Source organism: Amycolatopsis eburnea (assembly GCF_003937945.1).
GTDB classification, from domain to species: Bacteria; Actinomycetota; Actinomycetes; order Mycobacteriales; family Pseudonocardiaceae; genus Amycolatopsis; species Amycolatopsis eburnea.
Genome location: NZ_RSEC01000063.1, coordinates 434,959 through 461,049, shown reverse-complemented (window position 1 = coordinate 461,049; position 26,091 = coordinate 434,959). Strand labels below are relative to the sequence as shown.

Genomic DNA, 26,091 nt, shown 5'->3' with positions numbered 1-26,091 from the left:
TAACGGCTCACCCGTTACGCTGACGAGGTGCCGGAAGACTTCCGCCTCGACATGGGCGCACCGTGGCTGAACCTGCTCGCCACCCGCGGCCGCCACTTCGGACCGCACCCGATCGAGCGCCTCCCGACCGTGGAGCGGCTGCGCGAGTGGTTCGCCCTCGTGGAGCTGACCCCGCAGGTGCCGGTGACCGGCTTCGACCTGGCCACCGCCCACGAGCTTCGGGAGGCGCTGCGGCCGCTCGCCCTGGGCGCGGTGGACGGCGTCGCGCCGACCGCCGAGCAGGTCTCAGCGCTGACGCGGTTCTTGAAACCGGAGCCGGTGCACCTGGCCGCACTCGATCGCCTGCACCGCAGCGCCCCGCCGACGGCGTCCGCCGCCTTCTCGCGGCTGGCCCACCAAGCGGCGGACTGGCTCACCGGACCTCTGCGGCACGACCTGCGCGCCTGTCCGGAGCAGGACTGCCGAGGCGTGTTCGCGGACCCGGGCGGCCGCCGGCGCTGGTGCCCGTCCCCGGCGTGCGCGAGCCGCGGCCGAGTGCGTGCCCTGCGGGAACGGCGCCGCACCGAACGGTGACGCGTAGCTTTCACGTGAAAGCTACGCTCCGGCGTCAGGACGGCCAGAGGATGCGGCGCATCGGTACCGCGCCCCGCGCCCGCTTCCGCCACTCCCGCGGGTAACCCAGCGACACCTCTTCGAACCGCACCCCGTCGGCCTCGGTCGTGCGCGGGATGTGCAGGTGGCCGTACACCGCGATCTCGGCCCGGTACCGCACGTGCCAGTCCTCGGTCTTCGTCGAACCGCACCACAGCGCGAACTCCGGCCAGTACAGCGGCGCCGTCGGGTGGCGGTGCAGGGGCCAGTGCGACATCAGGATCGTGCCGTGGTCCTCGGGGATCGCGTCGAGGCGTTCGGTGCTGATCTTCAGCCGCTCCGCGCACCACGCCTGCCGGCTCGGGTACGGGTCCGGGTGCAGGAAGTACTCGTCGGTGCAGACGACGCCGGCCTCGCGCGCCTGGCGCAGGGCCTCCTCCAGGGGCTTGCCCTCGGCCTCCGGGGTCCGCCAGCTGTAGTCGTAGAGCAGGAACAGCGGCGCGATGGTCAGCGGCCGCGCACCGTGCTCCCAGACCGGGTACTCGTCCTCCGGGGTCAGGACGCCGATCTCGCGGCACCGCTCGACGAGGTGCTCGTACCGAGCCTGGCCGCGCAGCTGGCACGGGTCGTTGTTCGTGGTCCACAGCTCGTGGTTGCCCGGCACCCAGACGACCTTCGCGAACCGTCCCCGCAGGGTCTTCAGCGTCCCGATGGTGGCGTCCGCGCGCTCGGCCACGTCGCCGGCGACGAGCAGCCAGTCGTCCGCCGTCTCGGGGACGACCGAGTCGAGGATCGGGGCGTTGCCCTCGTGGGTCACGTGGAGGTCGCTGGTGGCGAAGAGGTGCGGCACCCCTCCACCGTAGCCACCGCGTTCACGGGGACTTCGCGAAACCTGCGAATCCGGGCCAGCATGAGCACGCCCGCGAGCACGTAGACCCCGGCTTGCGCGTTCAGCAGCACCGCGGGCCCGGTCACCGCGACGAGGGCGCCCGCCAGCAGCGCGCCGGCGGTCGTGCAGGTGGCCATGACGGCGAACGTCGTGCTCAGCACCCGCCCGGCGCGTTCCGGGGTGACCACGCTCTGGATCTCCGACAGCGCCCCGGCGCCGACGACCACGCCCGGCGCGCCGGCGAGGGCGAACAACCCGACGTACACGCCCAGCGCCGTCGTCGCCGGCGACAGGTTCCAGATCACCGCGGACAGAACGCCCATCGCCAGCGAGCCCCACCCGAGCAACGCCGTGGGCGCCACCCGCCGCGCCACGGTCGCCAGCGCGAAGCCGGCGGCCAGCCCGCCGATCGCCTGCACGCCGCGCAGCAGGCCCGCGTCGGCTTCACTGCCGCCGAGCACGTCGAAGACGTACACCACGAACAGCACCAGGAACATGCCCTGCGCCAGCGACGTGCACACCAGCGCGAGGCCGGTGCGCCACAGCCGCCGGTCGCGCGTCAGCTCCCGCAGACCGTCCAGCCAGGCCCGGACGACGGGTTCGCGTGCGGCGGCGGGCACGGGCGCGGCCACCCGCCGGAACGGCTTGGCCAGCAGCGCCGCGGCGACCACGAGGACGACGAGGTAGCCCGTGATGACGTCGGCGAGCCCGCCGAAGCCCAGCAGTGCGCCGCCCGCCCAGCCGCCGGCGAGCCGGGCGACGCTGCCGTTCACGCTCATCAGCCCGTTGGCCCCGGTCACGTCGGCGACGCCGACCAGCTCCGGGACGAGCGCGTTGCGCGCCGGCTCGAACACCGACGCCAGCGCCGCCTGCGCGGCCATCACGGCGTAGACCACCGGAACGGCGGGCTCGGCCAGCAGCGGGAGCGCCACGACCCCGAGCCCGCAGCAGACGCCGAACAGCACGGCGCGGCGGTTCCAGCGGTCGGCGACGACGCCGGCGACCGGGCTCAGCAGCACCGCGGGCAGCAGGCCGAGCACGATGCTCAGCGCCGTCGTCGCGGCGGAGCCGGTGCGCTGGAAGACGTAGACCGGCAAGGCCACCTGCAGCATCCACTCGGCGGTCTCGCCGAAGAACGCCGCCACCCACAGCCGCGCGAACGCGGGCACCCCCAGCAGCTGTTTCACGCCTCCGCCTTCCCCGAATGTTCGATGCGCGGGAACGCGCGGAGGCCGAGGTGCACCGATCCGGCGTCGGCCGGCGCGTCGGTCCGGATCGCGCCGACGTACGGCCGGACCAGCGCGTCGATCGCCTCGGTCAGCCGGGTCAGCTCCGCGGGCGTGACGCGCAGCGCGTACGTCGACATCCCGGTCGCGGCGCGCCAGGCGGGGTCGAGGTCGTCGAGGGAGTCCAGGTACCGCTGGGTCAGCTCCTGCTCGTGGCTCAGCGTCGCGCCGACCACGCCGAGCTGCGCGGCGCGGTGGGCCGGGTCCTCGGCCAGCTCCCCCACCTCGAGGCCGACCTGCCGGGCGCGCCACGGGCGTTCGCGGCCGTCTTCGGCGTCGGCCCGCTCGACGAGCCCGTACTGCGCGAGCTGCCGCAGGTGCCAGCTGCAGTTCGACGCCGTCGAGCCCACCGCTTCCGCGCACTCGCTCGCGGTGCGCGGGCCGACGGCGGTCAGGTGGTTGAGCAGCGCCGAGCGCAGCGGGTGCGCCAGCGCGCGCAGCAGCTCGACGTCCTCGATCCGCTTGCGCGGCGGCAGCCCGGCCATCGGTCACCCCAGTTCTGAAAGAGTTGTTTCGAAAGGGTTCTTTCATACTTGGTCCCGCCTGCGGCTTTGTCAACCGGCTGCGCTATCGTTCGCCACGCAGCAGCTGCCCAGGGCAGTGACTGCGCCGTGACCCGACCTTGGATGGACGTTGCCCGACCAGCGCGAACTCGCCACCGCCGCCGCCCTCGCCCTCCCCCGGTTCGTGGGCTCGACCGCGCTCTTCCACGCCGCGGTCGCCGAGCGGATGGGCGTCACCCCGACCGAGCTGCACTGCCTGCACCTGCTCCACGGCGGCGTCAGCGACTCCCCGACCGAGCTGGCCGGCCTGCTCGGGATGTCCACCGGGGCGTTCACCCGGCTGCTCGACCGGATGGCGCTGCACCGGCTGGCCGAGCGCGCGCCGGACCCGGCCGACCGGCGCCGGCTCGTCGTCCGGCCGCTGCCCGACCGGATGGCGGAACTCGCCGAGCTCTACGCGCCGATGGCCCGGTTCGTCGGCGAACGGCTCGCGCGCTTCGACCGCCGCCAGCTGACGGCCCTGCTCGAGTTCCTGACCGACGGCACCGCGGCCGCCGAGCGGTCGACCGCCGACCTGCCGGATGTGACGCAGGCCATAACCCGTTGACTAACTCTACGGTTGTTGCGTTAACTTGTTCTCACTATGAAGAACTGAACCGAGCCCATCCCGCTTCCGAGGCGGCACCCGGTCGAGCCCGACGCTCCCGCGTGCCACGACGCCCGGCGGGGTATCCGCTTCTTCTCATCGGGCCCGGTGATGCGCAATGTCAACCCTCTTTCCCCTGCAGGCCAAGGACGTCGTCTTCGGCTACGGCACCCGCGTGGTGCTCGACGGCGTCTCGCTGACCGCGTCGGCCGGGCAGCGGCTCGGCCTCGTCGGCGAGAACGGCAGCGGCAAGTCCACCCTGCTGCGCCTGCTCGCCGGGCTCGAAGAACCGCGCTCCGGCGAGGTGCTCCGCGGCCCCGACGTCGGGTTCCTGCTGCAGGAACTGCCTTTCGGCGCCGAAGCGACGTTCGCCGATGTGCTCGACGACGCCCTCGCCGAGATCCGGTCCGCCGCGGCCCGCCTCGACGAGCTGACCGCGGCGATGACCGACCGGCCCGACGACGAAGCCGTGCTTGAGGAGTACGGCCGCGTCCTGGAGTGGGCGCAGGTCCACGACCTCTGGGACGCCGACCGCCGCGCGAAGCTCGTCTGCGACGGGCTCGGCCTCGGCGGCGTCGGACCGGACCGGCGGCTCGGCACGCTTTCGGGCGGGCAGCGGTCCCGGCTCGGGCTGGCCGCGCTGCTCGTCCGGCAGCCGGCGACGCTCCTGCTGGACGAGCCGACCAACCACCTCGACGACTCGGCGATGGCCTTCCTCGAACGCCACCTCGCCGAGCTGACCGGGATCGTCGTGCTGTCCTCGCACGACCGGGTGTTCCTCGACGCCGTCTGCACCGACATCGTCGACCTCGACCCGGCCGCGGCGGACCGGCAGGCCGGCGGCGCGGTCCGCTACGGCGGCAGCTACTCCGACTACCTCGGCCACAAGAAGGCCGAGCGCGCGCGGTGGGAGCAGCGCTACGCCGAAGAACAGGAGGAGCTGAAGGAGCTGCGGGAGACCGTCGCGGTCACCGCGCGGAACGTCGCCTACGGGCGCGGGCCGCGGGACAACGACAAGTTCATCCACGCCTTCAAGGGCGCCCGCGTGCAGAAGACGATCTCGCGGCGGGTGCGCGACGCCGAGCAGCGGCTGGAGAACCTGGAACGCGACCAGGTCCGCAAACCCCCGGCGCCGCTGCGGTTCCGGGCGGAGCTCACCGGCCGGGCGAGCGGCGAGGGACCGGCGATTTCGGTGCGCGGACTGGAAGTCCCGGGCCGGCTGAGCCTGCCGCGGCTGGACGTCGAGGGCTCGGCGCGGCTGCTCGTCACCGGCGGGAACGGCGCGGGCAAGTCGACGCTGCTCTCGGTGCTGGCCGGCCGGCTGGCACCCGCCGCCGGCACGGTCCACTTCGGACACGGCGTGCGGGTCGGGTTGCTGGAGCAGGACGTCGCGTTCGACGAACCGGAGCGGACCGCGGCCCGCGTCTACCGGGACGCCCTCGGCGAGGACGCTCCCCCGCTGAGCCGGCTCGGCCTGCTGGCGTCCCGTGACCTGCGGCAGCCCGTCGGCGCGCTTTCGGTCGGGCAGCGGCGGCGGCTGGCGCTGGCGATCCTGCTCGCCGAACCGCCGGACGTGCTCCTGCTCGACGAGCCGACGAACCACATTTCGCTGACCCTGGCGGAAGAACTGTTCGCGGCGCTCGAAACGGCGCCGGGCGCGGTGGTCATCGCGTCCCACGACCGCTGGCTGCGCCGCGACTGGTCCGGCGACCACCTGGAACTGGCTGACGGCCACCCCACCGCGGTATAGGCCGTTATACGCTTGGGGCGTAGCTTTCACGTGAAAGCTACGCCCCAAGCGGGTTTCAGAGGGCGATGCCGAGGAGGGCGTCGACCGCGATGCGGATCAGGCCCGGGGCCGTGGGGTCCGCGCCGTCGCGGCGGAGGGCCTCGGTCGCCCACGCGTCGATCGCGGCGAGGGCCTTCGGCGTGTCGAGGTCGTCGGACAGGTGGTCGCGCAGCCGGGCGATCGTCGCCTCGGCGGACGGGCCGGTGGCCAGCGAGACGGCTTCGCGCCAGCGGGCCAGCCGCGTCTCGGCTTCGGCGAGCAGCGAGTCCGTCCAGGGGCGGTCGGCGCGGTAGTGGCCGGCGAACAGGGCCAGCCGGATCGCGCCCGGGTCGACCTGGTCGGCCCGCAGCCGCGAGACGAACACCAGGTTGCCGCGGGACTTGGACATCTTCTCGCCGTCGAGGCCGATCATCCCGGCGTGGACGTAGTGGCGGGCGAACTGCCCGTCCTTGGCCACGGCTTCGGCGTGCGCCGCGCTGTACTCGTGGTGCGGGAAGATCAGGTCGGAGCCGCCGCCCTGCAGGTCGAACCCGAGGCCGAGCCGGTTGACCGCGATCGCGCTGCACTCGATGTGCCAGCCGGGGCGGCCTGGGCCCAGCTCGGACTCCCACGACGGCTCGCCGTCGCGGGCGACGCGCCACAGCAGCGCGTCGAGCGGGTGGCGCTTGCCGGGCCGGTCGGGGTCGCCACCGCGCTCGGCGAAGAACTTCGCCATGGTCGGCTCGTCGTAGTTCGACTCGTAGCCGAACTTGCCGGTCGCGGAGTGGTCGAAGTAGATGTCGGGGAACTCCGGGTCGTCCGCCCGGTAGGCGGCGCCGTTGGCGAGCAGCTTGGCGATGACCTCGACGATCTCCGGGATGCTCTCCACCGCGCCGACGAACTGCTGCGGCGGGACCACCCGCAGCGCGGTCATGTCCTCGCGGAACAGCGCCGTCTCGCGCATGCCCAGCACGACCCAGTCGTCCTTGTCCCGCTCGGCCCGCTCCAGCAGCGGCTCGTCGATGTCCGTGACGTTCTGCACGTAGTGGACGTCGTGGCCGTTGTCCCGCCAGATCCGGTTCACCAGGTCGAAGGCGAGGTACGTCGCGGCGTGCCCCAGATGCGTCGCGTCGTAGGGCGTGATGCCGCAGACGTACATCCGGGCCGTGGCGCCGGGCGCGGTCGGGCGGATCTGCCCGGTGGCCGTGTCGTGGAGCCGCAGCGGGCGGGGGGTGCCGGGGATGCGGGGCACGTCGACCGATGACCAAGTCTGCATACCCCGACTGTAAGCGCTGCCCCGCGCACCCTCCCGCCCGGTGGGACTCCTCCCCCACGTGGCGGAGTCATTCCTCCCGGTGGGCCGCGTTCGCTTCGATGGCGTCGCGGATGAACTCGCCGACGCCGGGACGCTGCTCACCGGCCCGGACCAGGAACTCCAGCTGCGCCGGCTCGGTGACGTACAGCGCCCCGATCCGCCGCTGCGTCTCGTAGGAGCACTCGCCCATCACGCGGGACAACATCTCCCGGTGTGCTTCGGCCAGCTCCCTCGCCTCGGGGCTGTCCGGCGCGCCGCCGGCGTCGAGGACGGCGCCGAGCCGCGCCACCCACTCCTTCCGCGCGGCCTCCCCGGCCGCCAGCTCTTCCTTGGACGGCGTGGCGGCACCCCGCCACTCGGGGGTGTGCGCCCACCGGCGGGCGGCCTCCTCCGCGTAGCCGTCCGGCTCGCGGAACTCGCCGAACACTTCGAACTTCTCCTCGGGCGTCAACGCGTTGCCCATGGCTCTCGCCTCCATCACGCGATCGACGGCCGCGACCATCCGCCCGAGCTCCCCGATCCGCGCCACCAGCAGCTCCCGCTGCTTTTTCAGGTGCGCGTCGGCGTCGATGCCCGGGTCGTCCACGAGGGTCGCGATCGTCTCGAGGGGAAAGCCGAGCTCCCGGTAGAACAGGATGCGCTGCAGCCGGTCGAGGTCCTCGTCGGCGTAGCTGCGGTACCCCGCCGCGGTCCGCCCGCTCGGGCTGAGCAGGCCGATCTCGTCGTAGTGGTGCAGCGTCCGGACGGTGATCCCGGCCAGCGCGGCGACCTTGCCCACCGGATGCCCCATCGGTCCCCTCCTCTTCGGTGGCCGTTCGGCCCTTGCGACGACCACGGTGCTGCCTGACGCGGCGTGAGGGTCAAGCATCACCCTTCCGCAACCGCCGTCGCGCGGCACGCGCGGTTAGCCTGGCCGGATGATCACCGGGCTCGCCGTCGGCGCCGCGGTCGTCGTGCTCGCGCTGGTCACGACGGTCGTGCTGGCGCGGCGCCGCGCCCGTCCCCGGTTCGTCTCCGGCGCCGTCCCGGGCGAGCCGGTCGCCGCTGTGCCGCGCGCCACACTGCTGGCGAAGATCGACGAGACGTTCCGGACCGGCCGGTTCTGCGTCCTGCTCGGCCGGGGCGGCGCGGGCAAGACGCACCTCGCCGCCGCCTACGTCCGGGCCGCGCGGTACCCGGTGGTGTGGGTGGCGGCCGAAGACCCGGCGGCACCCGCGCGTGCCTTCGCCGCGCTGGCCCGGGGTGCCGACACCGAAGCGGCCGCCCGCGCGGGCCTGGCGTGGCTCGACGGCCTCGACGACGCCCTCGTCGTCTTCGACGGCGCGACCGACCCGGACGCGCTCAACCGCTGGCTGCCCGCGCGCGCCCGGGTGCTCGTGACGACGACGGTGCCGGACTTCGAGGTCATCGGCGCCACGCTCCCGGTGCCGGGGTTCAGCGAGTCCGAAGCCGTCGCCTTCCTGCGTACGCGCTCGGGCCGCGACGCCGCCCTGACCGACGTGGCGCGGGAACTCGGCGGCTTGCCGCTTGCGCTCGCCCAGGCGGGCGGGGTGATCCGGACTTCGGGCGTCGAGGAGTACCTCGACCGGCTGCCGCGCACCCCGCCGCTGGAGCGCGACCCGGGCGAGGACCACTCGCCGTGCGTCGAGGACACCACGATCGCGGCCCTGCGGTCGGTGGCGGCCCGGGACGGCCGGGCGTCCGCCGTCGCGGAAGTCCTCGCCGTGCTCGGCCCGCCGGGCGTCCGGCTTGCGCTGGTCCACCGGGTGGGCCCGGACCCGGTGGCGGTGGACGCGGCACTGGCCGGTCTCGCCGCGGCGTCGCTCACGGAGTCCGACATCAGCGGCGACGTCGTGACGATGCACCGCCTGACCCGGCGCGCGATCCTCGGCCGGCTGCACGCCGAGGACCGGCTGGCCGCGGCCCTGGACCGGGCGTTCGCCGTGGTGGACGCGGAGCACACCGGGGATCTCGCCGGGCACGCCGCGGCGTTGTGGCGGCACTTCCGGGCACTGCCGTCGGCGGAGGCGGGGCCGCGGCTGGGGCAGGTCCTGCGGCTACGACGGCGTTCGGTGGACCTGCTGGTGGCCGAGGGGGCCCGTGGGCAGGCGCGTGCGCTCGGAGTGGAGGTGCTGGCCGACCACGAGGCGTACCTGCCCACCGGCCACCCCGACACGGCCCGCGCCGCCCGGTCGCTGCACCGGGCTCAGGAGGACCGCCCGCACCACGGCCGTCACCGCCGCACCTAGCCCGCCACCCAAGCGCCCCAATGTGGCCTTGGTTGCGTCTCACGCACCCGATGTGGCCTTCGGTGCGTCAGACGCACCGAAGGCCACATTGGGGCGCTTGAAGGTCAGCGGCGTCGGGTTCGCAGGTAGTCGCCGACCACCGCCGCGCCGAGGCCGTCCAGGTCCGGGGCCACCACACGGCCGCCCGAGCGGCGGGCGATCAGGTCCACGAACGCCGTCAGCCTCGGGTCGTCACCGAGCCGGAACACCGAAATCGACGCGCCCAGCTTCGCCAGCCGGTCCACTTCGGACAGTGTCTTGAAGAGCGTCCGGTCCTGCGGCGGGTAGTCGAAGACGGCCTCGCCGTCGGGTTCCAGGTGCGCGGTCGGCTCGCCGTCGGTGACCATCAGGACCACCGGCTGCGCGTCCGGGTGCCGCCGCAGGTGCTGGCCGGCCAGCAGCAGCCCGTGGTGGGCGTTCGTGCCCTGCTCCCACGCGCTTTCCAGCCCGATCAGCTCCGGCAGCTCGACAGGCATCGCGTAGCGGCCGAACGTGATCAGCTGCAGCGCGTCGTTGCGGAAGCGCGTGCTGATCAGCTGGTGCAGCGCCAGCGCGGTGCGCTTCATCGGCAGCCAGCGGCCCTCCTGCACCATCGACCACGACGTGTCGACCAGCAGCGCGACCGCCGCCCGGGAGCGGTGTTCGGTCTCGACCACCTCGACGTCCTCGACGTCCAGCCGGACCGAGCGCTCCCCCACCGACACCGAACGCAGCACGGCGTTGCGGATCGTGCGGGGTACGTCCCAGGGCTGCATGTCCCCGAACCGCCACGGCCGCGACGCGCCGGTCGGTTCGCCCGCCGCGCCCGCCGATTCGGTCTCGCGGTCGCCGGTCTTGCCGCGCAACGCGTTCACGACGTCGGACAGCGCCGTCTCGCCCAGGCGCCGCAACGCCTTGGGCGACAACCGGAGCGTGCCGTCGGCCGCCCGTTCGAACAGGCCCTGGCGGCGCAGCTCGCGCTCCAGTTCGGACAGCCGCCGGGCGTCGACGCCGGCGTCCTTCCCGAGCTGCCGTTCGAGGGCCTCCAGGTCGATGTCGTCCAGGCTCGCGCCCGGGTAGGACTGGCCCAGCTGCTCCGCGAGCGCGTCCAGCTCGGCCAGGTCGGCCATCGCCTGCGCGCCTTCGCCCATGCCGAGCGGGTTCTTGCCGCGGAAGCGCTCCGAGCCCGTCCAGTCCTCGCCCGGCCGCGCCGCGCGCAGCTGACTGTCCAGCTGGGACAGCTGCTGCGCGAGCCGCGGGTCGCCGAACGCCTGCTGGGTCAGCTCGGCCAGTTCGGCGCGCTGCTCGGCCGACATCGAGTTGAGCATCCGCTGGGCGGCCGCCGACCGCTCCGCGAGCGCGTCGATCAGCTCCTCGACGTTCCGCGGGTTCTCCGGGAAGAACTCGCCGTGCTTCGCCATGAAGTCCTCGAAGCGCTGCTGGACGTCGTCGGCGCCCTGGGCGTGTGCGGCGAGCAGGTCGTTGAGGTCGGAGAGCATCTCGTTGATCCGCTCGACGTCCTCGGGCCCGGCGTTCTGCAGTGCCTGCTTCATGCCCTGGAACCGCGACTCCATCAGTTCCTGGCCGAGCAGGTCGCGGATCTTCTGGTAGTTCTCCCGGCCCTGCTCCGAGCGCCAGTCGTAGTTCGCCAGCTCGTTCACCGCCGCCGCGGTGCCCGGCGGGAGCGCGTCCAGCTGGGCCTCGCGGAAGCGGGCGTCGTCGTCCGGGTCCGGGAACAGCTCCCGCCGTTCGGCGTCGAGGGCCTCCTGAAGCAGGCGCTGCACCTCCTGGAGGGTGCCGTTCAGGTTGTTGCGGCGCTGGATCTGCGACCGGCGCTGCCAGAGCCGCCGGGTCAGCTCGTCCAGGCCCGACGTGCGTTCGGTGCCGCGGCGCAGCAGCTCCTCCAGCGCGCCGCGCGGCGACGTCCCGGCCATCACGTCGCGGCCGATCTCGTCGAGCGCGTCGCGCAGGTCGGCCGGCGGCGCGAGCGGGTCCGGCCCGTCGTGCCACGGGCCGTAGGAGTAGCCGTCGGGGAGCGGGACCGCGGTCATCGGCCGTAGACGGTCGTCGCGTCGTCGGAGTCCTTGGCCAGCCGCCGCGCCAGGAACAGCGATTCGAGGGCGAGTTCGACGGCGGCGGCGATCCGCCCGGCGGGCTCGTCCGGGGCCACGCCCGCGCGCTCGGCGACCTCGTGCAGCACCGGCAGTTCCGGCAGCGCCGCGAGGACGTCCGTGGCCGGGACGCGCTCACCGGTCGCGACCAGGTGGCCCTCCTCGACGGCGTCGGCCAGCGGGCGCAGGTCGAGGCCGGCGAAGCGGGCACGCGCGGTCTCGGCGACCGCCCGGCGCATCAGGTGCACGAGGTGCTCGATCTCGCGGCCTTCCTCGCCGGGTTCGAACTCGATCTTGCCCCGCAGCACGGACGGGACGGCGTCGAGGTCGACCGGCCGCGCCACGGCGGGTTCCTCACCGGTCAGCGCGGCGCGCCGCAGGGCCGCGGCCGCCACGGTTTCCGCCGCGGCGACGGCGAACCGCGCCGAGACGCCGGAGCGCTGGTCGATGACCGTGGACTCGCGCAGGTTCCGGACGAACCGGGCGAGGACCTCCAGCAGCGGCTCGCCGACCTCGGCCACGAGGTTGGCTTCCTGTTTCACGACCGCCACTTCCGCTTCCACATCCAGGGGGTAGTGGGTGCGGATCTCGGCGCCGAAGCGGTCCTTGAGCGGGGTGATGATCCGGCCGCGGTTGGTGTAGTCCTCGGGGTTCGCGGTGGCGACGAGCAGGACGTCCAGGGGCAGCCGCAGCGTGTAGCCGCGGACCTGGATGTCGCGCTCCTCCATCACGTTGAGCAGCGCGACCTGGATGCGCTCGGCGAGGTCGGGCAGCTCGTTGATGGCGACGATGCCGCGGTGGGCGCGCGGGACCAGGCCGAAGTGGATGGTCTCGGGGTCGCCGAGGCTGCGGCCTTCGGCGACCTTCACCGGGTCGACGTCGCCGATCAGGTCACCGACCGAGGTGTCCGGCGTGGCGAGCTTTTCGGTGTAGCGCTCGGAGCGGTGGCGCCAGGCCACCGGCAGGTCGTCGCCGAGCTCGGCGGCGCGGCGGATCGACGCGGGCGTGATCGGCTGGAGCGGGTGTTCGCCCAGCTCCGAGCCTTCGATGACGGGCGTCCACTCGTCGAGCAGGCCGGCGAGGGTGCGCAGCAGGCGGGTCTTGCCCTGGCCGCGTTCGCCGAGCAGGACGACGTCGTGGCCGGCCAGCAGCGCGCGTTCGAGCTGCGGCAGCACGGTGCGCGAGAACCCGACGATGCCGGGCCACGCGTCTTCGCCGTTCTTGAGGGCGGTCAGCAGGTTGTCGTGGATCTCTCGTGCGATCGGCCGCGGCTCGTACCCGGCCGCGCGCAGGGCCCCGGCGGTGCGGGGAAGAGCGTCTGGAACAGCGTTCACCCGTTCGACGCTACTGCCGGATCGGCGGCCCGTCGACGTGGAGCGACTCCAGCGTGGGCGCGCACTGCCGGTGCGGGGCGAGCCGGTAAAATAGGGCGTCGTGTGCCGTCCCAGTGCGACTTTCGCGGTGTGGTCCAGCGCGTGGCTGAACGGAGCCGCCGCTTCCGACGATGTGCTCGACGCCCTGCTCGCGTGGGGTGAAGCCCACGACGTCGTGGCCGCCGACGCGGCCGCCGCGGAGGCGTTCGCGCTGCCGCTGGCCTTCAACCGGGCGGCCACCCCCGTCCAGCTGCTGATGGCGCTGCGTTCGCAGGGAGCGAAATCCCTCCAGCTGGTCCTGCCGGTCCCGGGCGACGTCCGCGGCCTCGGTGGCGGCGGCCCGTTCACCGATGCGGCCTTGCGCGCGGGCGACGCCGTGGTGCTCGCTGACCTCGGCTTCGGCCTCGTGCCGGAGCCGATCGCCGAAGGCCTGGTCCGGTGGACCGTCTACTCGCTGGCTTCGCCGGCCCGGCCGGAGTACGTCGGCCTGGCCGAGGCCGAGCACGGGCTGACCGACGCGATCCGCTCGAGCGCGGGCGCCCTCCAGGCGCTGGACGTGGCTTCGGACCGGCCGGGCGTGCGCGCGGAGCTGTCCGCCCACCTGCGCTCCCGCCCGGACGTCGACTGGCCGGCCGGCACCCCCGGGCGCGCCCTGCGGGTGCTGCAGCGGGCCGAGGAGATCGCGGCGATCCTGGCGGTCGCGTCCACGGACGACCCGGGCGGCGCGTTGTCGGCCTCGGCCTCGACGTTGCGCGCGCAGGCGTTGCGGCCGCTGTCGGACGCGGTCCGCACGGCTCGGTGCGCGGCGGTCAACGAGGCGGTGCGGGTCTTCGCGGAACAGACGGCGCGCGAAGGCTGAGCCTCAAGCGCCCCAATGTGGCCTTCGGTGCGTCAGACGCACCCAAGGCGGCCTTCGGTGCGTCTGACGCAACCAAGGCCGCCTTGGGGCGCTCGGTCAGCGAGCCGGGCGCTTCACCGGTTCGCAGCAGCCGATCGCGCACGGCGCGCCGTTGACCGTGCAGCCGGCCGCCGGGAACGGGGACAGCTTGCGCGGCTCCAGTCCGTGCGTGTGCTCGCGGATCAGCTCCACCACCAGCTCGGCGAAGCGCGGGTCGCTGCCCGCCGTCGCCGCGCGCGCGAACGCCATCCCGTGCTCCGCCGCGCGTTCCGCCGCCTCGTTGTCCAGGTCCCAGATCACCTCGAGGTGGTCCGACACGAACCCGATCGGCGAGACGACCACGCCAGGGACGCCCGAAGCGTGCAGCGCGTCGATGTGGTCGACGATGTCCGGCTCCAGCCACGGCACCTGCGGCGGGCCGGACCGCGACTGCCACACCACGTCGTACTCGGCGATCCCCGCTTCGGCCGCCACCAGCCGGGCCGCTTCGGCGATCTGCCGCGAGTAGCGGTGGCCGCCTTCCGCGGGCGGGCCGGACGCCTTGTCCGCGCTGTCGGGCACCGAGTGCGCCGTGAACACCGTGCGGACGCCGTCGACGTCGCCCAGCGACGCGTGCGCCGCGCGGACGCCGTCCGCGACCGCCGAAACGAACAGCGGGTGGTCGAAGAACTGGCGCAGCTTCACCATTTCGGGTGCTTCGGCACCGACCGCCGCGCGGGCGCGCTCGATGTCTTCGTCGTACTGCCGGCACGCCGAATAGCCGCCGTACGCGCTCGTGGGGAACACCAGGATCCGCTTCGCTCCCGACGCCGTCAGCTCGGCGAGGGTGTCCTCGACCATCGGGTGCCAGTTGCGGTTGCCGAAGTGCACCGGGAGGTCGATCCCGGCCGCCGCGAGCTGCTTCTCGACCGCGGCCATCGCGTCGCGGTTCAGCTTGTTGATCGGCGAAACGCCGCCGAAGTGCTGGTAGTGCTCGGCGACCTCGAGCAGCCGCTCCCGCGGGACGCCCCGGCCCCTGGTGACGTTTTCGAGGAACGGCATGACGTCGTCAGGCCCCTCCGGACCGCCGAACGAAAGCCACAGCAACGCGTCGTATCCCACCCCGTCATCTTGCCGATGTGGCGGCCCGCACGCTGACCCGGCCCGGTTGTGAATCGATCGGTACAAAACTCTGGTACGGTGTCCCCATGGCCAGGCCACGGGAGTTCGACGAGACCGCAGCCGTCGAGAAGGCGATGCACGCCTTCTGGGAGCACGGCTACGAAGCGACGTCGACGCAGGACCTCTGCGCGGCTACCGGGCTCGGGCGCAGCAGCGTCTACAACACCTTCACCAGCAAGCGGGCCCTCTTCCAGCGTTCGCTCGCGCACTACACCGACACCCAGCTCGGCAAGCGGCAGGCGATCCTCGACGGCCCGGGCACCGCGGCCGAGCGGCTCGCCGCGGTCCTCGACCAGGCCGTCGAGGACGACGTCGAATCCCGCCGCCGCGGCTGCCTCGTGGTCAACACCCTGGCCGAACTGGGCGTGCCCGACGACGAAGTGGGCGCCGCGCTGCGCAACGACACCGACCGGAACCTGGCCATGTTCGCCGAGTGCGTCCGGGAAGGCGTGCTCGACGGCAGCCTCCGCGACGGCCTCGACCCCGCCACGGTGGCGGAGTTCCTGCTCGGCACCACCTCGGGCCTGCGCGTGATGGCCCGCCGCGGCACCAGCCGCGACAGCATGCACGCCGTCGCCGACCTCGCGCTCAAGGCGATCGTCGCCGGCTGACGGCTCCTCGCACCGCGGCGATCGCTGCCGTCCAGATTTTGAACTGATCGATCCACAATGAAGGAGGACCCGTGCCACTGGCCGTCTTCGTCCTCGGGCTCAGCGTGTTCGCGCTGGGCACGTCCGAGTTCATGATCACCGGCCTGCTCCCCGGCATGGCCGCCGACCTGCAGGTGAGCATCCCCGACGCCGGGCTGCTGATCTCGGCCTTCGCCGTCGGCATGGTCGTCGGGGCGCCGCTGCTGGCGATCGGTACCCTCCGCCTCCCCCGCCGCCGGACGCTGCTGGCGCTGCTCGCGGTGTTCGCCGCGGCGCACGTCGTCGGCGCCCTCGCGGACGGGTACGCCCTGCTCTTCGCCACGCGGGTGGTCGCGGCGCTGGCCTGCGCCGGGTTCTGGGCCGTCGCGCTGGCGACGACCATCGCGCTCGTGCCGGTCGAGCGGCGCGGGCGGGCGATGGCGGTGCTGGTCGGCGGGCTGACCGTCGCGAACATCGCCGGGGTGCCCGCCGGCACGTTCCTCGGCCAGCACGCGGGCTGGCGCACGGCGTTCTGGGCGGTCGCGGCGGTGACCGTGCTCGCGCTCGCCGGCGTGGCGCTGCTGGTGCCCGAAACGACCGGCGGCGCGGTGGGTGTCCGCCACGAGCTGCGGCTGTACCGCCGCGGCCGGGTCTGGCTCGCGCTCGGCGTGATCGCGTTGTGCCAGGCCATGATCTTCGCCGCGTTCAGCTACCTGGCGCCGTTGCTGACCGAGACCGACGGCCTTCCCGCGGCGTGGGTGCCCGGTGTCCTGGCGCTGTTCGGCGTCGGCGCGCTGATCGGGATCAGCGCGGGCGGCCGGCTGGCCGACCGGTGGCCGATCGCGACGCTCTACGGTTGTCTCGCCCTCGCGCTGGCCGCGCTGCTCGTGCTCGCCCTGACCACCGACGCCTTGGTCGCGGTGGTGGCCGTGATCGCCTTCGGCGTGGCCGGGTTCGGCGCCAACCCGGCGTTGAACCTGCGTGCCTTCCAGGCCGCCGGTGACGCGCCGACGCTCGTCGGGGCCAGCACGACCTCGGCGTTCAACGTCGGCAACACGATCGGCCCGTGGCTGGGCGGCGTCGCGATCGACGCCGGGCTCGGCTTCCCGAGCGTCGCGTGGACCGGCATGCTGCTCGGCGCCGCGACCCTCGCCGCGCTCACGGTCGCGGCCGTCGTCCAGCGCGCCGACGACAACCACCGGGTACCGGTCCCGGCCTGAAAGCCGTGAAGGCCACCTTGAGGAACGTAGAGTTCCTCAAGGTGGCCTTCACGAAGTACGTCAGACGCCGAGGAAGTGCACCCCGCCGTCCACCATGATCATCGAGCCGGTCGTGGCGGGCAGCCAGTCCGACAGCACCGCGCAGACGCTCTTCGCCACCGGGTCGGGGTCCGTGCTGTCCCAGCCGAGCGGCGCGCGCTCGCCCCAGCCGTCCTCGAGGTCGACGAAGCCCGGGATGGACTTGGCCGCCATCGTCTTCATCGGCCCGGCGCTGACCAGGTTGACGCGGATGCCCTGCGGCCCCAGTTCCTTGGCCAGGTACCGGTTGACCGACTCGAGCCCGGCCTTCGCGACGCCCATCCAGTTGTAGACCGGCCACGCGACGCGCGCGTCGAAGTCCATGCCGACGTACGACGCGCCGCGCCCCATCAGCGGCAGGCACGCCTTCGCCAGCGACATGTAGGAGTACGTCGAGATCTCGATCGCGGTCTTGACGTCCTCGGCCGGCGCGTCCAGGAACGGCGCGCCGAGGCAGGTCTGCGGGGCGAAGCCGATCGAGTGCAGCACGCCGTCGAGGCCGTCGACGTGCTCGCGGACCTTGTCGGCGAGCCCGTCGAGGTGCTCCTGGTTGGTGACGTCCAGCTCGATCACGGGCGCCTCTTCGGGCAGCCGCTTCGCGATGCGCTCGACGAGCGACATGCGGCCGAAGCCGGTCAGCACCACCTTCGCGCCCTCCTGCTGCGCGATCTTGGCCGCGTGGAAGGCGAGCGAGGCGTCGGTGATGATGCCGGTGATCAGCAGGCGCTTGCCTTCGAGCAGTCCGGGCACGGGTCCTCCAAGTCTGGTTCGGGGTAAGGGGTTCAGTGGCCGAGGCCGAGGCCGCCGTCGACGGGCAGCACCGCGCCGTTGACGTAGCCGGCCTCGTCGGAAGCCAGGTACCGCACGGCGGCGGCGATCTCCGACGGCTCGGCGTACCGGCCGGAGGGCACCTGCGCGAGGATCTCCTTCTTGCGGTCCTCGGGCAGCTCGTCGGTCATGTCGGTGTGCACGAAGCCGGGCGCGATGACGTTCGAGGTGATGTTGCGCGAGCCGAGCTCCCGGGCCAGCGACCGGGCGAACCCGACCAGGCCGGCCTTCGACGCGGCGTAGTTCGCCTGCCCGGCCGAACCGGAGAGGCCGACGACCGAGGAGATGAAGACGAACCGGCCCCACTTGCCGCGCAGCATCCCGCGCGAGGCGCGCTTCGCGACGCGGTAGGCGCCGGTCAGGTTGGCGTTGATGACGCGCTCGAACTGCTCGTCGCTCATCCGCATCAGCAGCGTGTCGTCGGTCAGCCCGGCGTTGGACACCAGCACCTCGACCGGTCCCTGGTGCTCCTCGACGAGCTTGAAGGCGGCGTCGACCTGCTCGGTGTCGGTGACGTCCGCCTGCACCCCGAACAGCCCTTCGGGCGCCCCCGAACCACGGTGCGTGACGGCGACCCGGTGCCCCTGCTCCGCGAGGTCCCGGGCGATCGCCAAGCCGATGCCCCGGTTGCCCCCGGTGACCAAGACCGACCGTCCCACAGTGTTCTCCCTCTTCGTCGACCGTGCGCTGGTGTCGGCCACGAGGTTATCGGCAGCGCTCCCGGGTCACGCACCCGCGCCCGGGGTGGGCCCGACCGTCCTAAGCGCGTGTTAGGAACTGCCCCCCGACCTTGCTGGTTACCCGCTGGTTGGTCACCGTGAGTCGCAACACAGGAGGTCGACGATGACAACCCGGATCAGCCCCGCCGCCGGTGGGGCCGTGAGCGAAAAGCGCGTGATCGGCAACGTGCTGCGCGGCTCCATCGGCAACTTGGTCGAGTGGTACGACTGGTACGCCTACGCCGCGTTCACCACTTACTTCGCCAAATCCTTCTTCCCCACCACCGACACCACGGCCGCGTTCCTGGGGACCGCCGCCGTGTTCGCCGTCGGGTTCCTCATGCGGCCGCTCGGCGGCTGGATGCTCGGGCGGTTCGCCGACAAGTTCGGGCGGCGCAGCGCGCTCGTGCTCTCGGTGTCCCTGATGGCCGGCGGCTCGCTGCTCATCGCCGTCACGCCGAACTACCACACGATCGGGATCGCCGCGCCGATCCTGCTGCTCGTCGCGCGGCTGATCCAGGGCCTGTCGGTCGGCGGCGAGTACTCCACCTCCGCGACCTACCTGTCCGAAGTGGCCACTCCGGGCAAGCGCGGCTTCTACTCGAGCTTCCAGTACGTGACGCTCTACGGCGGCCAGCTCCTCGCCCTCGGCCTGCAGCTGATCCTGCAGGCGATCCTCACCGAGCAGCAGCTGGCGTCGTGGGGCTGGCGGATCGCGTTCGGCGTCGGCACGGTCGCCGCGCTCAGCGTGATGTGGCTGCGCCGCGGCATGGACGAATCGGCGAGCTACACGCGCGAGGCCGGTGAGGGCAAGGGAAGCGAACGCGGCACGCTGCGCACCCTCGCCAAGTACCCCAAGGAGATCGCGCTCGTCGTCGGCCTGACCCTCGGCGGCACGGTCGGCTTCTACACCTTCGCCACCTACAGCCAGAAGTTCCTCGAGAACACCGCGCACATCCCGCGGCGGCAGGTCACCATCGTGCTGTTCTGCGCGATCCTCGTCGCGGCGATCCTGCAGCCGCTGGCCGGCCGGCTGTCCGACCGGATCGGGCGACGGCCGCTCCTGCTTTTCTTCGGCATCGGCGGCACGCTGCTCACCGTCCCGATCATGACGCTGATGGGGTCGACCCGGAACCCGGTCGGCGCGTTCTTCCTCGTGCTGGCCGGGCTGGTGATCGTCGCCGGGTACACCTCGATCAACGCGATCGTGAAGGCCGAGCTGTTCCCGACGAAGATCCGCGCGCTCGGGGTCGGCCTGCCCTACGCGCTGACCGTGGCGATCTTCGGCGGCACCGCCGAGCTCATCGCGCAGGGGCTCAAGAGCGCCGGGCACGAAACGGTCTTCTTCTGGTACGTCGCGGGCTGCGTCCTGGTCTCCCTGATCGTCTACGGCACAATGCGGGAAACCTCCAAGACCTCGGAGCTGGAAGAACGCTGAGAAAGGATGACCGTGCGCGTGCTCCTCGTCGAAGACGACGCGGGTGTCGCCGGCGCGCTCGCCGAGTCGCTGCACGCGCGCGGTCATCCCGTCACCAGCGTCGGCCGCGGCGCCGACGCCCTGCACCGCCACCGCGACGCCGATCTGGTGCTGCTGGACCTCGGGCTGCCGGACCTCGACGGCCTGGACGTCCTCCGCAAGATCCGCGCGGTGTCGCCGGTCCCGGTCATCGTCCTGACCGCCCGCGGCGACGAGCGGTCCGTGGTCCGCGGGCTGCGGCTCGGCGCCGACGACTACCTGACCAAGCCCGTGCGGCTCGCCGAGCTGCTGGCGCGGATGGACGCCGTCGTGCGGCGCGCGGTCGCCCGGGACGCGCCGGCCGGGGACGTCGTGCGCGTCGAGGACGTCGAGATCGACCTCGGTGCCCGCCGCGTGCTGGTCGCCGGGCACGACGTCGGGCTCACCACCAAGGAGTTCGAGATCCTGGCCGTGCTCGCGGCCCGGCCCGGCACCGCGGTCAGCCGCCAGCAGCTCATGGACGAGGTCTGGGGCGACGCCTACCTCGCCGTGTCGCGCTCGCTCGACGTCCACCTGACCGGGCTGCGCGCGAAGCTCGACCGGCCCGGGCTGCTCACCACCATCCGCGGCTTCGGCTACCGGCTCGGCCGGGACTGACGCCGTGCGCGCCCGGCTGCTGGTGGTCCTGGTGGCCCTCGCCCTCGCGGTCGTGGCCGCGTTCGCCGTGCCGCTGCTGACCGCCACCGCGGAGCAGCGCACCCAGCAGCTGGTCATCTCGCGCACCGCCGACGTCGACCGGTTCGTCGTGCTGGCCCAGCAGGCCGTGGACACCCGCGACCCGGCGGCGCTGTCGGCCGACGCGGCCCGCTACGCCGAGCTCTACGGCGAAGGCGTGGTGATCGTCGACGCCCGGCGCGTCCCGCTGGTGCAGGCGGGCGGGCTGACCGCGGCCGACCCGGCGGTGCGCGCGCTGGTGGAAGCGACCATGCGCAACGAACCGGCGCCGCGCGTCGACGGGCTCTCCCCGTGGTCGGCCGAGCCCGCCTACTTCGCCCGCCCGGTCGGCACCGGCACCCGCGTCTCCGGCGTCGTCGTGCTGCGCGCGTCGGTGACGGCGGCGGCCGCGGACGTCGCCACCCGCTGGGGCACCATCGGCGCCGGGGCGGTGCTGGTCGCGGTGGTGTTCGTGCTGCTGGCGGTGGTGCTCGCCCGGTGGATGGTGCGGCCGCTGCACGAGCTGGAGACGGGTGTGCTGGCCGTCGCCGAGGGGCACCGCGCGCACGTCCCGGAGCGGGCCGGGCCGCGCGAGCTGCGGTCGCTGGCCGCCGAGGTCAACCGGATGTCCGAGGCCGTTCTCGAGGCCGCGGAGCAGCAGCACCGGCTGGTCGCCGACGCCTCGCACCAGCTGCGCAACCCGATGGCCGCGCTGCGGCTGCGCGTCGACTCGCTCGCCCACCAGGTCGAGGGCGACAGCGCGACCTACCGGGCCACGGTGGCCGAGGTCGAACGCCTGGAGAAGCTCCTCGACGGGCTGCTGGCGCTCGCCCTCGCCGAAAGCACCGCGACGCGCGTCGCGGCCGGCGGCGCCGACGAGGCGTGCGACCTCGCGTCCGTGCTGGCCGAACGCGTCGACGCCTGGCGCCCGGCCGCCGACGACGCCGGTTCGGCGCTCGTACCGCCGCCGGGCCACGACGAGCCGGTCACCGTGCGCTGCCCCGAAGGCGAACTCGCGCAGATCCTCGACGTGCTGCTCGACAACGCCGTCCACTACGCCGGCCGCGGCGCGAAGATCACGACGGACTGGGAAGCCGGCGCGGAGACCGCGACCCTCGTCGTCCGCGACGACGGTCCCGGACTGTCCACAGAGGACCGGGCACTGGCCACCGAACGGTTCTGGCGCGCGGGTGGCGAAGGCGCCCCGCGCGGCACCGGCCTCGGGCTGGCCATCGCGCACCAGCAGGTGCGCACCCGCGGTGGGGTCCTGGAACTGCGCCAGGCCCACCCGCACGGCCTCGAAGTCCGCGTCACGCTGCCGCTGCAGGAGGCGCCATGACCACCACGCGGCGCACCGCCCTGCTCGGCGGCCTCGGGCTCGCGCTGGCCGGGTGTTCGACGTCCGGCTACCACGGCCCTGAGCGGACGGTCACCATCGCGGCCGGCGAACGCGGCGGCTTCTACCTCGCCTTCGCCGAACTGCTCGCGGCCGAGCTCAGCCGCGCGGAACCGCTGCTGCACGCCACCGCCCTGCCGACCGAGGCCAGCGTCGCGAACGTCGGCCTCGTCCACCGCGGCCAGGCCGACCTCGGCCTGGTCCTCACCGACGTCGCCCAGACGGCGTTGAACGGCGCGCCGCCCTTCGACGCGAAGGTGCCGCTGCTCGCGCTCGGCCGGGTCTACGAGAACTACCTGCAGCTGGTGGTGCGCGCGGACGGGCCGGTGCGCCGCCTGGCCGACCTCGCCGGCCGCCCGGTGTCGCTCGGCGCGGGCGGGTCCGGCGCCGCCCAGCTCGGCGAGCGCCTGTTCGCGAAGGCCGGGGTCGCGGTCGACGCCCGGCACCTGCCGTTCGACGACGCCGTCCGCGCGCTGGCCGGCCGCCGGATCGACGCCATGCTGTGGTCCGGCGGCGTCCCGACGCCCAAGCTCGCCGAGCTCACCCGCACCACCCCGATCTCGCTGCTGCCCCTGGATTCGGTGGTGCCCGCGCTGCGCGCCGCGTACGGCCCGGTGTACGACCAGGTCCAAGTGCCCGACGGCGCGTACCGCGGGGTCGGCGCGCCGGCCACGATCGGGGTCGCGAACCTCCTGGTGTGCTCCCCCGCGCTGCCCGCCGACGTCGCCGCGGCGGTGGTCCGGCTGCTCGTCGAACGGGCCACCGCGCTGGTGCCCGCCGAAGCCGTCGGGACCCAGTTCCTCGACGTCCGCACGCTGATCGGCACCCAGCCGGTCCCCCTGCAGCCGGGCGCGGCGGCCGCTTACCGCGCGCTGCACGGCTGACCGTAGATTGGGCTGGTGACCGAACCCCGCCGACCGATCGTCGAGATGCCGCTGCGCGTGCGCTACCACGAGTGCGACGGCCAGGGCATCGTCTTCAACGCCCACTACCTGGCCTATGTGGACATGTGCGCGTTCGAGGCGGAGAAGGCGCTGTTCGGTTCGCACGACGAGTTCCTCGCCCACCGCACCGACGTCGTGGTCGCGGAGGCGAACCTGAAGTTCCGCGCACCGGCGGGCTACGACGAAGAGCTCGTCGTTTCCCAGTACCTGAACCACCTCGGCACGACGTCGCTGATCTTCGACTTCGAGATCCACCGCGGCGAGACGCTCATCCAGACCGCGACCGTCCGCTACGTCTTCATCGACCCGGCGACGCTGCGCCCGGCGGCCCCACCGGAGGCGGTCCGCAAGGTCTACGCGGCACTCCTGGAAGGCTGAGCCGTGTTCCGCGTTCTCTTCTACCACCCCGAAATCCCGCCGAACACCGGCAACGCGATCCGCCTGGCCGCCAACACCGGCTGCGAACTCCACCTGGTCGAGCCACTGGGCTTCACGTTGGAGGACAAGCAGTTGCGCCGCGCCGGGCTCGACTACCACGACCTCGCGCGGGTGCACGTCCACGCTTCCCTGTCCGCCGCTTGGGAAGCGCTGCTGCCGGCAAAGGTGTACGCGTTCAGCGCGTCGGCGACCCGGCTGTACACCGAGGTCGCGTATGGACCGGGTGACGTGCTGATGTTCGGGCCGGAGTCGGTCGGGTTGCCCGCCAACGTGCAGGAAGCCCCCGAGGTGACCGACCGCGTGCGGCTGCCGATGCTGCCGACCAGCCGGTCGCTGAACCTGGCCAATACCGCGGCGATCACCGTCTACGAAGCCTGGCGGCAGAACGGCTTCGCGGGTACTCACTAGTCGTCGTTGCCGAGGACGCGCTTGCGACGGGCGAGGATGTCTTCGCTCAGCTCGCGGACTCCGGGTGCTCGCCCAGGTTGCTGAGGTCGGCGGCGAGGTTGTTGACGGAGGTGAGGGTGTCGGGGTGATCGTTGCCGAGGACACGTCTACGGCGGGTGAGGGTGTCTTCGTCCAGCTCCCGGGCCCGCTGGTACTCGCCCAGCGAGCTGAGGTCGACGGCGAGGTTGTTGGCGGAGGTGAGGGTGTTGGGGTGATCGTCACCAAGGACACGTCTACGGCGGGTGAGGGTGTCTTCGTCCAGCTCCCGGGCCCGCTGGTACTCGCCCAGCGAGCTGAGGTCGACGGCGAGGTTGTTGGCGGAGCTGAGTGTGTCGGGGTGATCGTCACCAAGGACACGTCTACGGCGGGTGAGGGTGTCTTCGTCCAGCTCCCGGGCCCGCTGGTACTCGCCCAGCGAGCTGAAGCCGACGGCGAGGTTGTTGGCGGAGTCGAGGGTGTTGGGGTGGTCATTGCCGAGGACGCGTCGGCGGCGGGCAAGGGTGTCTTCGTTCAGCTCCCGGGCCCGCTGGTACTCGCCCAGCGAGCTGAGGTCGGCGGCGAGGTTGCTGGCGGAGGTCAGAGTGCTGGGGTCGTCCTGGCCGAGACGATCCCGGTGAAGGGCATAGGCTCGCTGAAACAGTGGCAGTGCGGCGCGGGGGTCACCACGGGTCTGGAGATAGGACGCGGCGCGGTCGAGCAGGTAGGCGACTTCTCTCGCGGCCGGCTGCCATGCGCGGTGGGGGTCGCAGACGAACAGCAGGTGTGGGAGTAGCTCGTGCCAGCGCGGCCAGCTCGGCGGGTTGACCCAGGGATCGTCGGCCTGCCCTGCGTAGAGCAGGCGGACCGCAGCAACTGGCCACGTCGAGTCCGGGTCGTCCTCGGTGACGACGTCGTCGCGAGTGCGGGCCCGCAGCAACGCGGCAGGGACCCGGTGGAGCTGGATGGTCGTGGTGGTCACCTCGGCCATCCCCCGGCTGCGCAGCGCGGCCGTGACGTCGGCGAAGGCCAGCGGGTCCCGCGCCGTGGCCCCGGCGTCGCCCTGATGGTGGGTGAGCAGGGTGAGCGGCACCGGTTCGGGGGCCAGCCACGCCACCAGGGTGAGGATGTTCAACGCGGCGGGATTCTCGCGGGCGAGCTGGTCGAACGACACCGTCCACGCTGCGGCCAGCGAGACGGGGTAGCTGCTGCCCTTCTCGTGGCGGCCCATCAGTTCGTGGATGCGCCCGACGAGCAGCTCGAGGTAGCCCTCGGCGGTCAGGCTGCTTGTGGCCAACAGGCGCGCCGCCTGATTGACGGCCAGGGGCAAGTCGCCCAGGGCGTCGGCGATGCGGTCGGCATCAGACTCGGTAAGGCGGTCACAGCGAGTTCGCAGCAGCTGCACCGACTCGGGGCGGGTGAATTCCCGCACCGGCAACGCGGCACCGAGGTCCTCCCAGTCAGGGTTCCGCGAAGTGATGATCACGTGCCCGTCCCCGGCGAACAGCAGCGGGCGCAGGGCGGCGGGGTCTTCGGCGTTGTCGAACACGACCAGCCACCGCCCGCGCGACTGCAACGCCCCGCGCAACCGAGCCAGCACGACCGCGGGAGAGTCCTTCTCGGTCGCCAGATCCAGGGCTTTGGCGAGATCGACCAGGTGGCTGGTGACGAGAGCGGGGTCTTCGGCGGGAATCCACCAGGCCACGTCGTAGTCCTCGGCGTGCCGATGAGCGTACTCGATCGCGGTGGTGGTCTTGCCGACCCCGCCCATTCCGTTGAGCGCCTGCACCACCGCCGGCTGCCCCGAACACAACGCCGCCCGCAGCCCGGCCAGCAGCTCGTCACGGCCGGTGAAGGTGGCCATGCGAGCGGGAATGTTCGAAATCCGGCCGGCGAGCTTCGGCTCCGCCAGGGACCGAGGGACCCGATTCAGCGCCCGCTCCAGCTTGGTCGCCAGTTCGCCGGGCGAGGACACCATCGTGATGGCGAGACCGCTGTCGGGGAGCCGTTTGCGGAACGCTTCCTGTTTGGCCCCGTGCTCCAGGTCCCGGATCAGCGCCGGTGGCCCTTCGGTGTCCTCGGCCAGCACGAACACCAGACGCGGCATGCCGCTGGCGGTGGCGATCTCGAATTCCTGCTCGCAGTACGAGACCTCCGGGCGGCCCCGCACCGGCGTGCCGTACCGGAAACCCGCGATCAGGACGTAGATGTCGGCCTCGGCCAGCATCTCCCGGTCGAGCTGCTCAGGTGACACGTCCCGCGCGGTGAACGCGGACATGTCCACCACCGCATCCCCCGCCGCGGCCACCGCGTCCTTCGCCGCCGCCACGAACGACCGCGGCCTCGGCCACTCCGCAAGCTCGCTGGTGTGGCTGAGGAACACCCGCCGCGCCGGCGCCTTCCGCCCCTGCTCCCCGACCGCCAACCCCCGGCTCCTC

24 protein-coding genes are annotated in these 26,091 nt (G+C 72.9%); 13 read left to right on the top strand and 11 right to left on the bottom strand.

Annotated elements, in window-relative coordinates:
* Positions 1 to 27 precede the first annotated feature (27 nt).
* A complete protein-coding gene (locus tag EIY87_RS45845) occupies positions 28 to 573 on the top strand; it encodes a CGNR zinc finger domain-containing protein (protein WP_125316356.1) in 546 nt (181 codons plus the stop codon).
* Positions 574 to 607: 34 nt separating this feature from the next.
* Here the strand turns inward: EIY87_RS45845 and EIY87_RS45840 are convergent, their stop codons facing one another.
* From EIY87_RS45840 to EIY87_RS45830, 3 genes are read right to left on the bottom strand one after another with little or no spacing between them, the layout of a single operon-like run.
* A complete protein-coding gene (locus tag EIY87_RS45840; RefSeq protein ID WP_125316355.1) occupies positions 608 to 1,441 on the bottom strand; it encodes a metallophosphoesterase family protein in 834 nt (277 codons plus the stop codon).
* On the bottom strand, positions 1,405 to 2,667 hold the full coding sequence (locus EIY87_RS45835; RefSeq protein ID WP_125316354.1) for an MFS transporter: 1,263 nt from the start codon (positions 2,665 to 2,667) through the stop codon (positions 1,405 to 1,407). Before EIY87_RS45835 ends, EIY87_RS45840 begins: the two co-directional genes overlap by 37 nt.
* Positions 2,664 to 3,251, bottom strand: coding sequence for an ArsR/SmtB family transcription factor (locus tag EIY87_RS45830; protein WP_125316353.1), 588 nt, complete (start codon positions 3,249 to 3,251; stop codon positions 2,664 to 2,666). The genes EIY87_RS45835 and EIY87_RS45830 overlap by 4 nt, the downstream gene beginning before the upstream one ends.
* A 148-nt stretch (positions 3,252 to 3,399) precedes the next feature.
* Between EIY87_RS45830 and EIY87_RS45825 the strand changes: the two genes are divergently transcribed.
* Both EIY87_RS45825 and EIY87_RS45820 read left to right on the top strand, forming a co-directional pair.
* The gene (locus tag EIY87_RS45825; RefSeq protein ID WP_125316352.1) at positions 3,400 to 3,876 is read left to right on the top strand and encodes a MarR family winged helix-turn-helix transcriptional regulator; all 477 of its coding nucleotides are present in this window, start codon (positions 3,400 to 3,402) and stop codon (positions 3,874 to 3,876) included.
* 157 nt (positions 3,877 to 4,033) lie between these two features.
* Positions 4,034 to 5,665 carry an ABC-F family ATP-binding cassette domain-containing protein gene (locus EIY87_RS45820; protein WP_125316351.1) on the top strand — a complete coding sequence of 544 codons (1,632 nt, stop codon included), beginning with the start codon at positions 4,034 to 4,036 and terminating at the stop codon, positions 5,663 to 5,665.
* Positions 5,666 to 5,720: 55 nt separating this feature from the next.
* On the opposite strand, the gene mshC is transcribed toward EIY87_RS45820, so the two are convergent.
* Together mshC and EIY87_RS45810 are read right to left on the bottom strand one after the other, a co-directional pair.
* Complete coding sequence (mshC, locus tag EIY87_RS45815; protein WP_125316350.1) at positions 5,721 to 6,959, bottom strand: cysteine--1-D-myo-inosityl 2-amino-2-deoxy-alpha-D-glucopyranoside ligase; 1,239 nt, start codon at positions 6,957 to 6,959, stop codon at positions 5,721 to 5,723.
* Between the two features lie 67 nt (positions 6,960 to 7,026).
* Positions 7,027 to 7,788: a MerR family transcriptional regulator gene (locus EIY87_RS45810; protein ID WP_125316349.1), complete on the bottom strand. Its 762-nt coding sequence runs from the start codon at positions 7,786 to 7,788 to the stop codon at positions 7,027 to 7,029.
* Between the two features lie 127 nt (positions 7,789 to 7,915).
* On the opposite strand from EIY87_RS45810, the gene EIY87_RS45805 reads away from it, so the two are divergent.
* A complete protein-coding gene (locus EIY87_RS45805) occupies positions 7,916 to 9,247 on the top strand; it encodes a hypothetical protein (RefSeq protein WP_125316348.1) in 1,332 nt (443 codons plus the stop codon).
* Positions 9,248 to 9,351: 104 nt separating this feature from the next.
* Here the strand turns inward: EIY87_RS45805 and EIY87_RS45800 are convergent, their stop codons facing one another.
* Both EIY87_RS45800 and EIY87_RS45795 read right to left on the bottom strand, forming a co-directional pair.
* Complete coding sequence (locus EIY87_RS45800) at positions 9,352 to 11,316, bottom strand: vWA domain-containing protein (RefSeq protein WP_125316347.1); 1,965 nt, start codon at positions 11,314 to 11,316, stop codon at positions 9,352 to 9,354.
* Entirely contained in the window at positions 11,313 to 12,710 is a 1,398-nt protein-coding gene (locus EIY87_RS45795) for an ATP-binding protein (protein ID WP_125316346.1), read from the bottom strand. The genes EIY87_RS45800 and EIY87_RS45795 overlap by 4 nt, the downstream gene beginning before the upstream one ends.
* Before the next feature lie 100 nt (positions 12,711 to 12,810).
* On the opposite strand from EIY87_RS45795, the gene EIY87_RS45790 reads away from it, so the two are divergent.
* Positions 12,811 to 13,608, top strand: coding sequence for a hypothetical protein (locus EIY87_RS45790; RefSeq protein ID WP_125316345.1), 798 nt, complete (start codon positions 12,811 to 12,813; stop codon positions 13,606 to 13,608).
* 96 nt (positions 13,609 to 13,704) lie between these two features.
* On the opposite strand, the gene EIY87_RS45785 is transcribed toward EIY87_RS45790, so the two are convergent.
* Positions 13,705 to 14,748 (bottom strand): ferrochelatase, encoded by a 1,044-nt coding sequence (locus EIY87_RS45785; protein WP_125316344.1) that lies wholly within the window; start codon positions 14,746 to 14,748, stop codon positions 13,705 to 13,707.
* Positions 14,749 to 14,834: 86 nt separating this feature from the next.
* Here EIY87_RS45785 and EIY87_RS45780 point away from each other — a divergent pair, with 86 nt between their 5' ends.
* Entirely contained in the window at positions 14,835 to 15,419 is a 585-nt protein-coding gene (locus EIY87_RS45780; protein WP_125316343.1) for a TetR/AcrR family transcriptional regulator, read from the top strand.
* 71 nt (positions 15,420 to 15,490) lie between these two features.
* Positions 15,491 to 16,657: a Cmx/CmrA family chloramphenicol efflux MFS transporter gene (locus EIY87_RS45775; RefSeq protein WP_125316342.1), complete on the top strand. Its 1,167-nt coding sequence runs from the start codon at positions 15,491 to 15,493 to the stop codon at positions 16,655 to 16,657.
* 60 nt (positions 16,658 to 16,717) lie between these two features.
* Here EIY87_RS45775 and fabI read toward each other — a convergent pair whose 3' ends face one another.
* On the bottom strand, positions 16,718 to 17,485 hold the full coding sequence (gene fabI, locus EIY87_RS45770; RefSeq protein WP_086853898.1) for an enoyl-ACP reductase FabI: 768 nt from the start codon (positions 17,483 to 17,485) through the stop codon (positions 16,718 to 16,720).
* Between the two features lie 32 nt (positions 17,486 to 17,517).
* Positions 17,518 to 18,222: a beta-ketoacyl-ACP reductase gene (gene fabG, locus EIY87_RS45765; protein WP_125316341.1), complete on the bottom strand. Its 705-nt coding sequence runs from the start codon at positions 18,220 to 18,222 to the stop codon at positions 17,518 to 17,520.
* A gap of 184 nt (positions 18,223 to 18,406) precedes the next feature.
* Between fabG and EIY87_RS45760 the strand changes: the two genes are divergently transcribed.
* The 6 genes from EIY87_RS45760 to EIY87_RS45735 are packed head-to-tail and all read left to right on the top strand — an operon-like array spanning position 18,407 to position 23,638.
* Positions 18,407 to 19,720 (top strand): MFS transporter, encoded by a 1,314-nt coding sequence (locus EIY87_RS45760; protein WP_125316340.1) that lies wholly within the window; start codon positions 18,407 to 18,409, stop codon positions 19,718 to 19,720.
* A gap of 6 nt (positions 19,721 to 19,726) precedes the next feature.
* A complete protein-coding gene (locus EIY87_RS45755) occupies positions 19,727 to 20,395 on the top strand; it encodes a response regulator transcription factor (protein ID WP_125316339.1) in 669 nt (222 codons plus the stop codon).
* A gap of 4 nt (positions 20,396 to 20,399) precedes the next feature.
* Complete coding sequence (locus EIY87_RS45750) at positions 20,400 to 21,791, top strand: sensor histidine kinase (protein ID WP_125316338.1); 1,392 nt, start codon at positions 20,400 to 20,402, stop codon at positions 21,789 to 21,791.
* The gene (locus EIY87_RS45745) at positions 21,788 to 22,732 is read left to right on the top strand and encodes a TAXI family TRAP transporter solute-binding subunit (RefSeq protein WP_125316337.1); all 945 of its coding nucleotides are present in this window, start codon (positions 21,788 to 21,790) and stop codon (positions 22,730 to 22,732) included. Before EIY87_RS45750 ends, EIY87_RS45745 begins: the two co-directional genes overlap by 4 nt.
* Before the next feature lie 15 nt (positions 22,733 to 22,747).
* Positions 22,748 to 23,170: an acyl-CoA thioesterase gene (locus EIY87_RS45740; protein WP_125316336.1), complete on the top strand. Its 423-nt coding sequence runs from the start codon at positions 22,748 to 22,750 to the stop codon at positions 23,168 to 23,170.
* A gap of 3 nt (positions 23,171 to 23,173) precedes the next feature.
* Positions 23,174 to 23,638 (top strand): tRNA (cytidine(34)-2'-O)-methyltransferase, encoded by a 465-nt coding sequence (locus tag EIY87_RS45735; RefSeq protein ID WP_125316335.1) that lies wholly within the window; start codon positions 23,174 to 23,176, stop codon positions 23,636 to 23,638.
* 46 nt (positions 23,639 to 23,684) lie between these two features.
* Here the strand turns inward: EIY87_RS45735 and fxsT are convergent, their stop codons facing one another.
* Positions 23,685 to 26,078: an FxSxx-COOH system tetratricopeptide repeat protein gene (gene fxsT / locus EIY87_RS45730; protein WP_191984518.1), complete on the bottom strand. Its 2,394-nt coding sequence runs from the start codon at positions 26,076 to 26,078 to the stop codon at positions 23,685 to 23,687.
* Positions 26,079 to 26,091: the final 13 nt, after the last annotated feature.

What these genes read in the sequence shown, in the direction of transcription:
- EIY87_RS45810 (WP_125316349.1), bottom strand. Translation starts at nt 7,788, where the DNA reads ATGGGGCATCCGGTGGGCAAGGTCGCCGCGCTGGCCGGGATCACCGTC.
- mshC (WP_125316350.1), bottom strand. Translation starts at nt 6,959, where the DNA reads ATGCAGACTTGGTCATCGGTCGACGTGCCCCGCATCCCCGGCACCCCC.
- EIY87_RS45745 (WP_125316337.1), top strand. Translation starts at nt 21,788, where the DNA reads ATGACCACCACGCGGCGCACCGCCCTGCTCGGCGGCCTCGGGCTCGCG.
- EIY87_RS45755 (WP_125316339.1), top strand. Translation starts at nt 19,727, where the DNA reads ATGACCGTGCGCGTGCTCCTCGTCGAAGACGACGCGGGTGTCGCCGGC.
- EIY87_RS45780 (WP_125316343.1), top strand. Translation starts at nt 14,835, where the DNA reads ATGGCCAGGCCACGGGAGTTCGACGAGACCGCAGCCGTCGAGAAGGCG.
- EIY87_RS45830 (WP_125316353.1), bottom strand. Translation starts at nt 3,251, where the DNA reads ATGGCCGGGCTGCCGCCGCGCAAGCGGATCGAGGACGTCGAGCTGCTG.
- EIY87_RS45820 (WP_125316351.1), top strand. Translation starts at nt 4,034, where the DNA reads ATGTCAACCCTCTTTCCCCTGCAGGCCAAGGACGTCGTCTTCGGCTAC.
- EIY87_RS45760 (WP_125316340.1), top strand. Translation starts at nt 18,407, where the DNA reads ATGACAACCCGGATCAGCCCCGCCGCCGGTGGGGCCGTGAGCGAAAAG.
- EIY87_RS45805 (WP_125316348.1), top strand. Translation starts at nt 7,916, where the DNA reads ATGATCACCGGGCTCGCCGTCGGCGCCGCGGTCGTCGTGCTCGCGCTG.
- EIY87_RS45800 (WP_125316347.1), bottom strand. Translation starts at nt 11,316, where the DNA reads ATGACCGCGGTCCCGCTCCCCGACGGCTACTCCTACGGCCCGTGGCAC.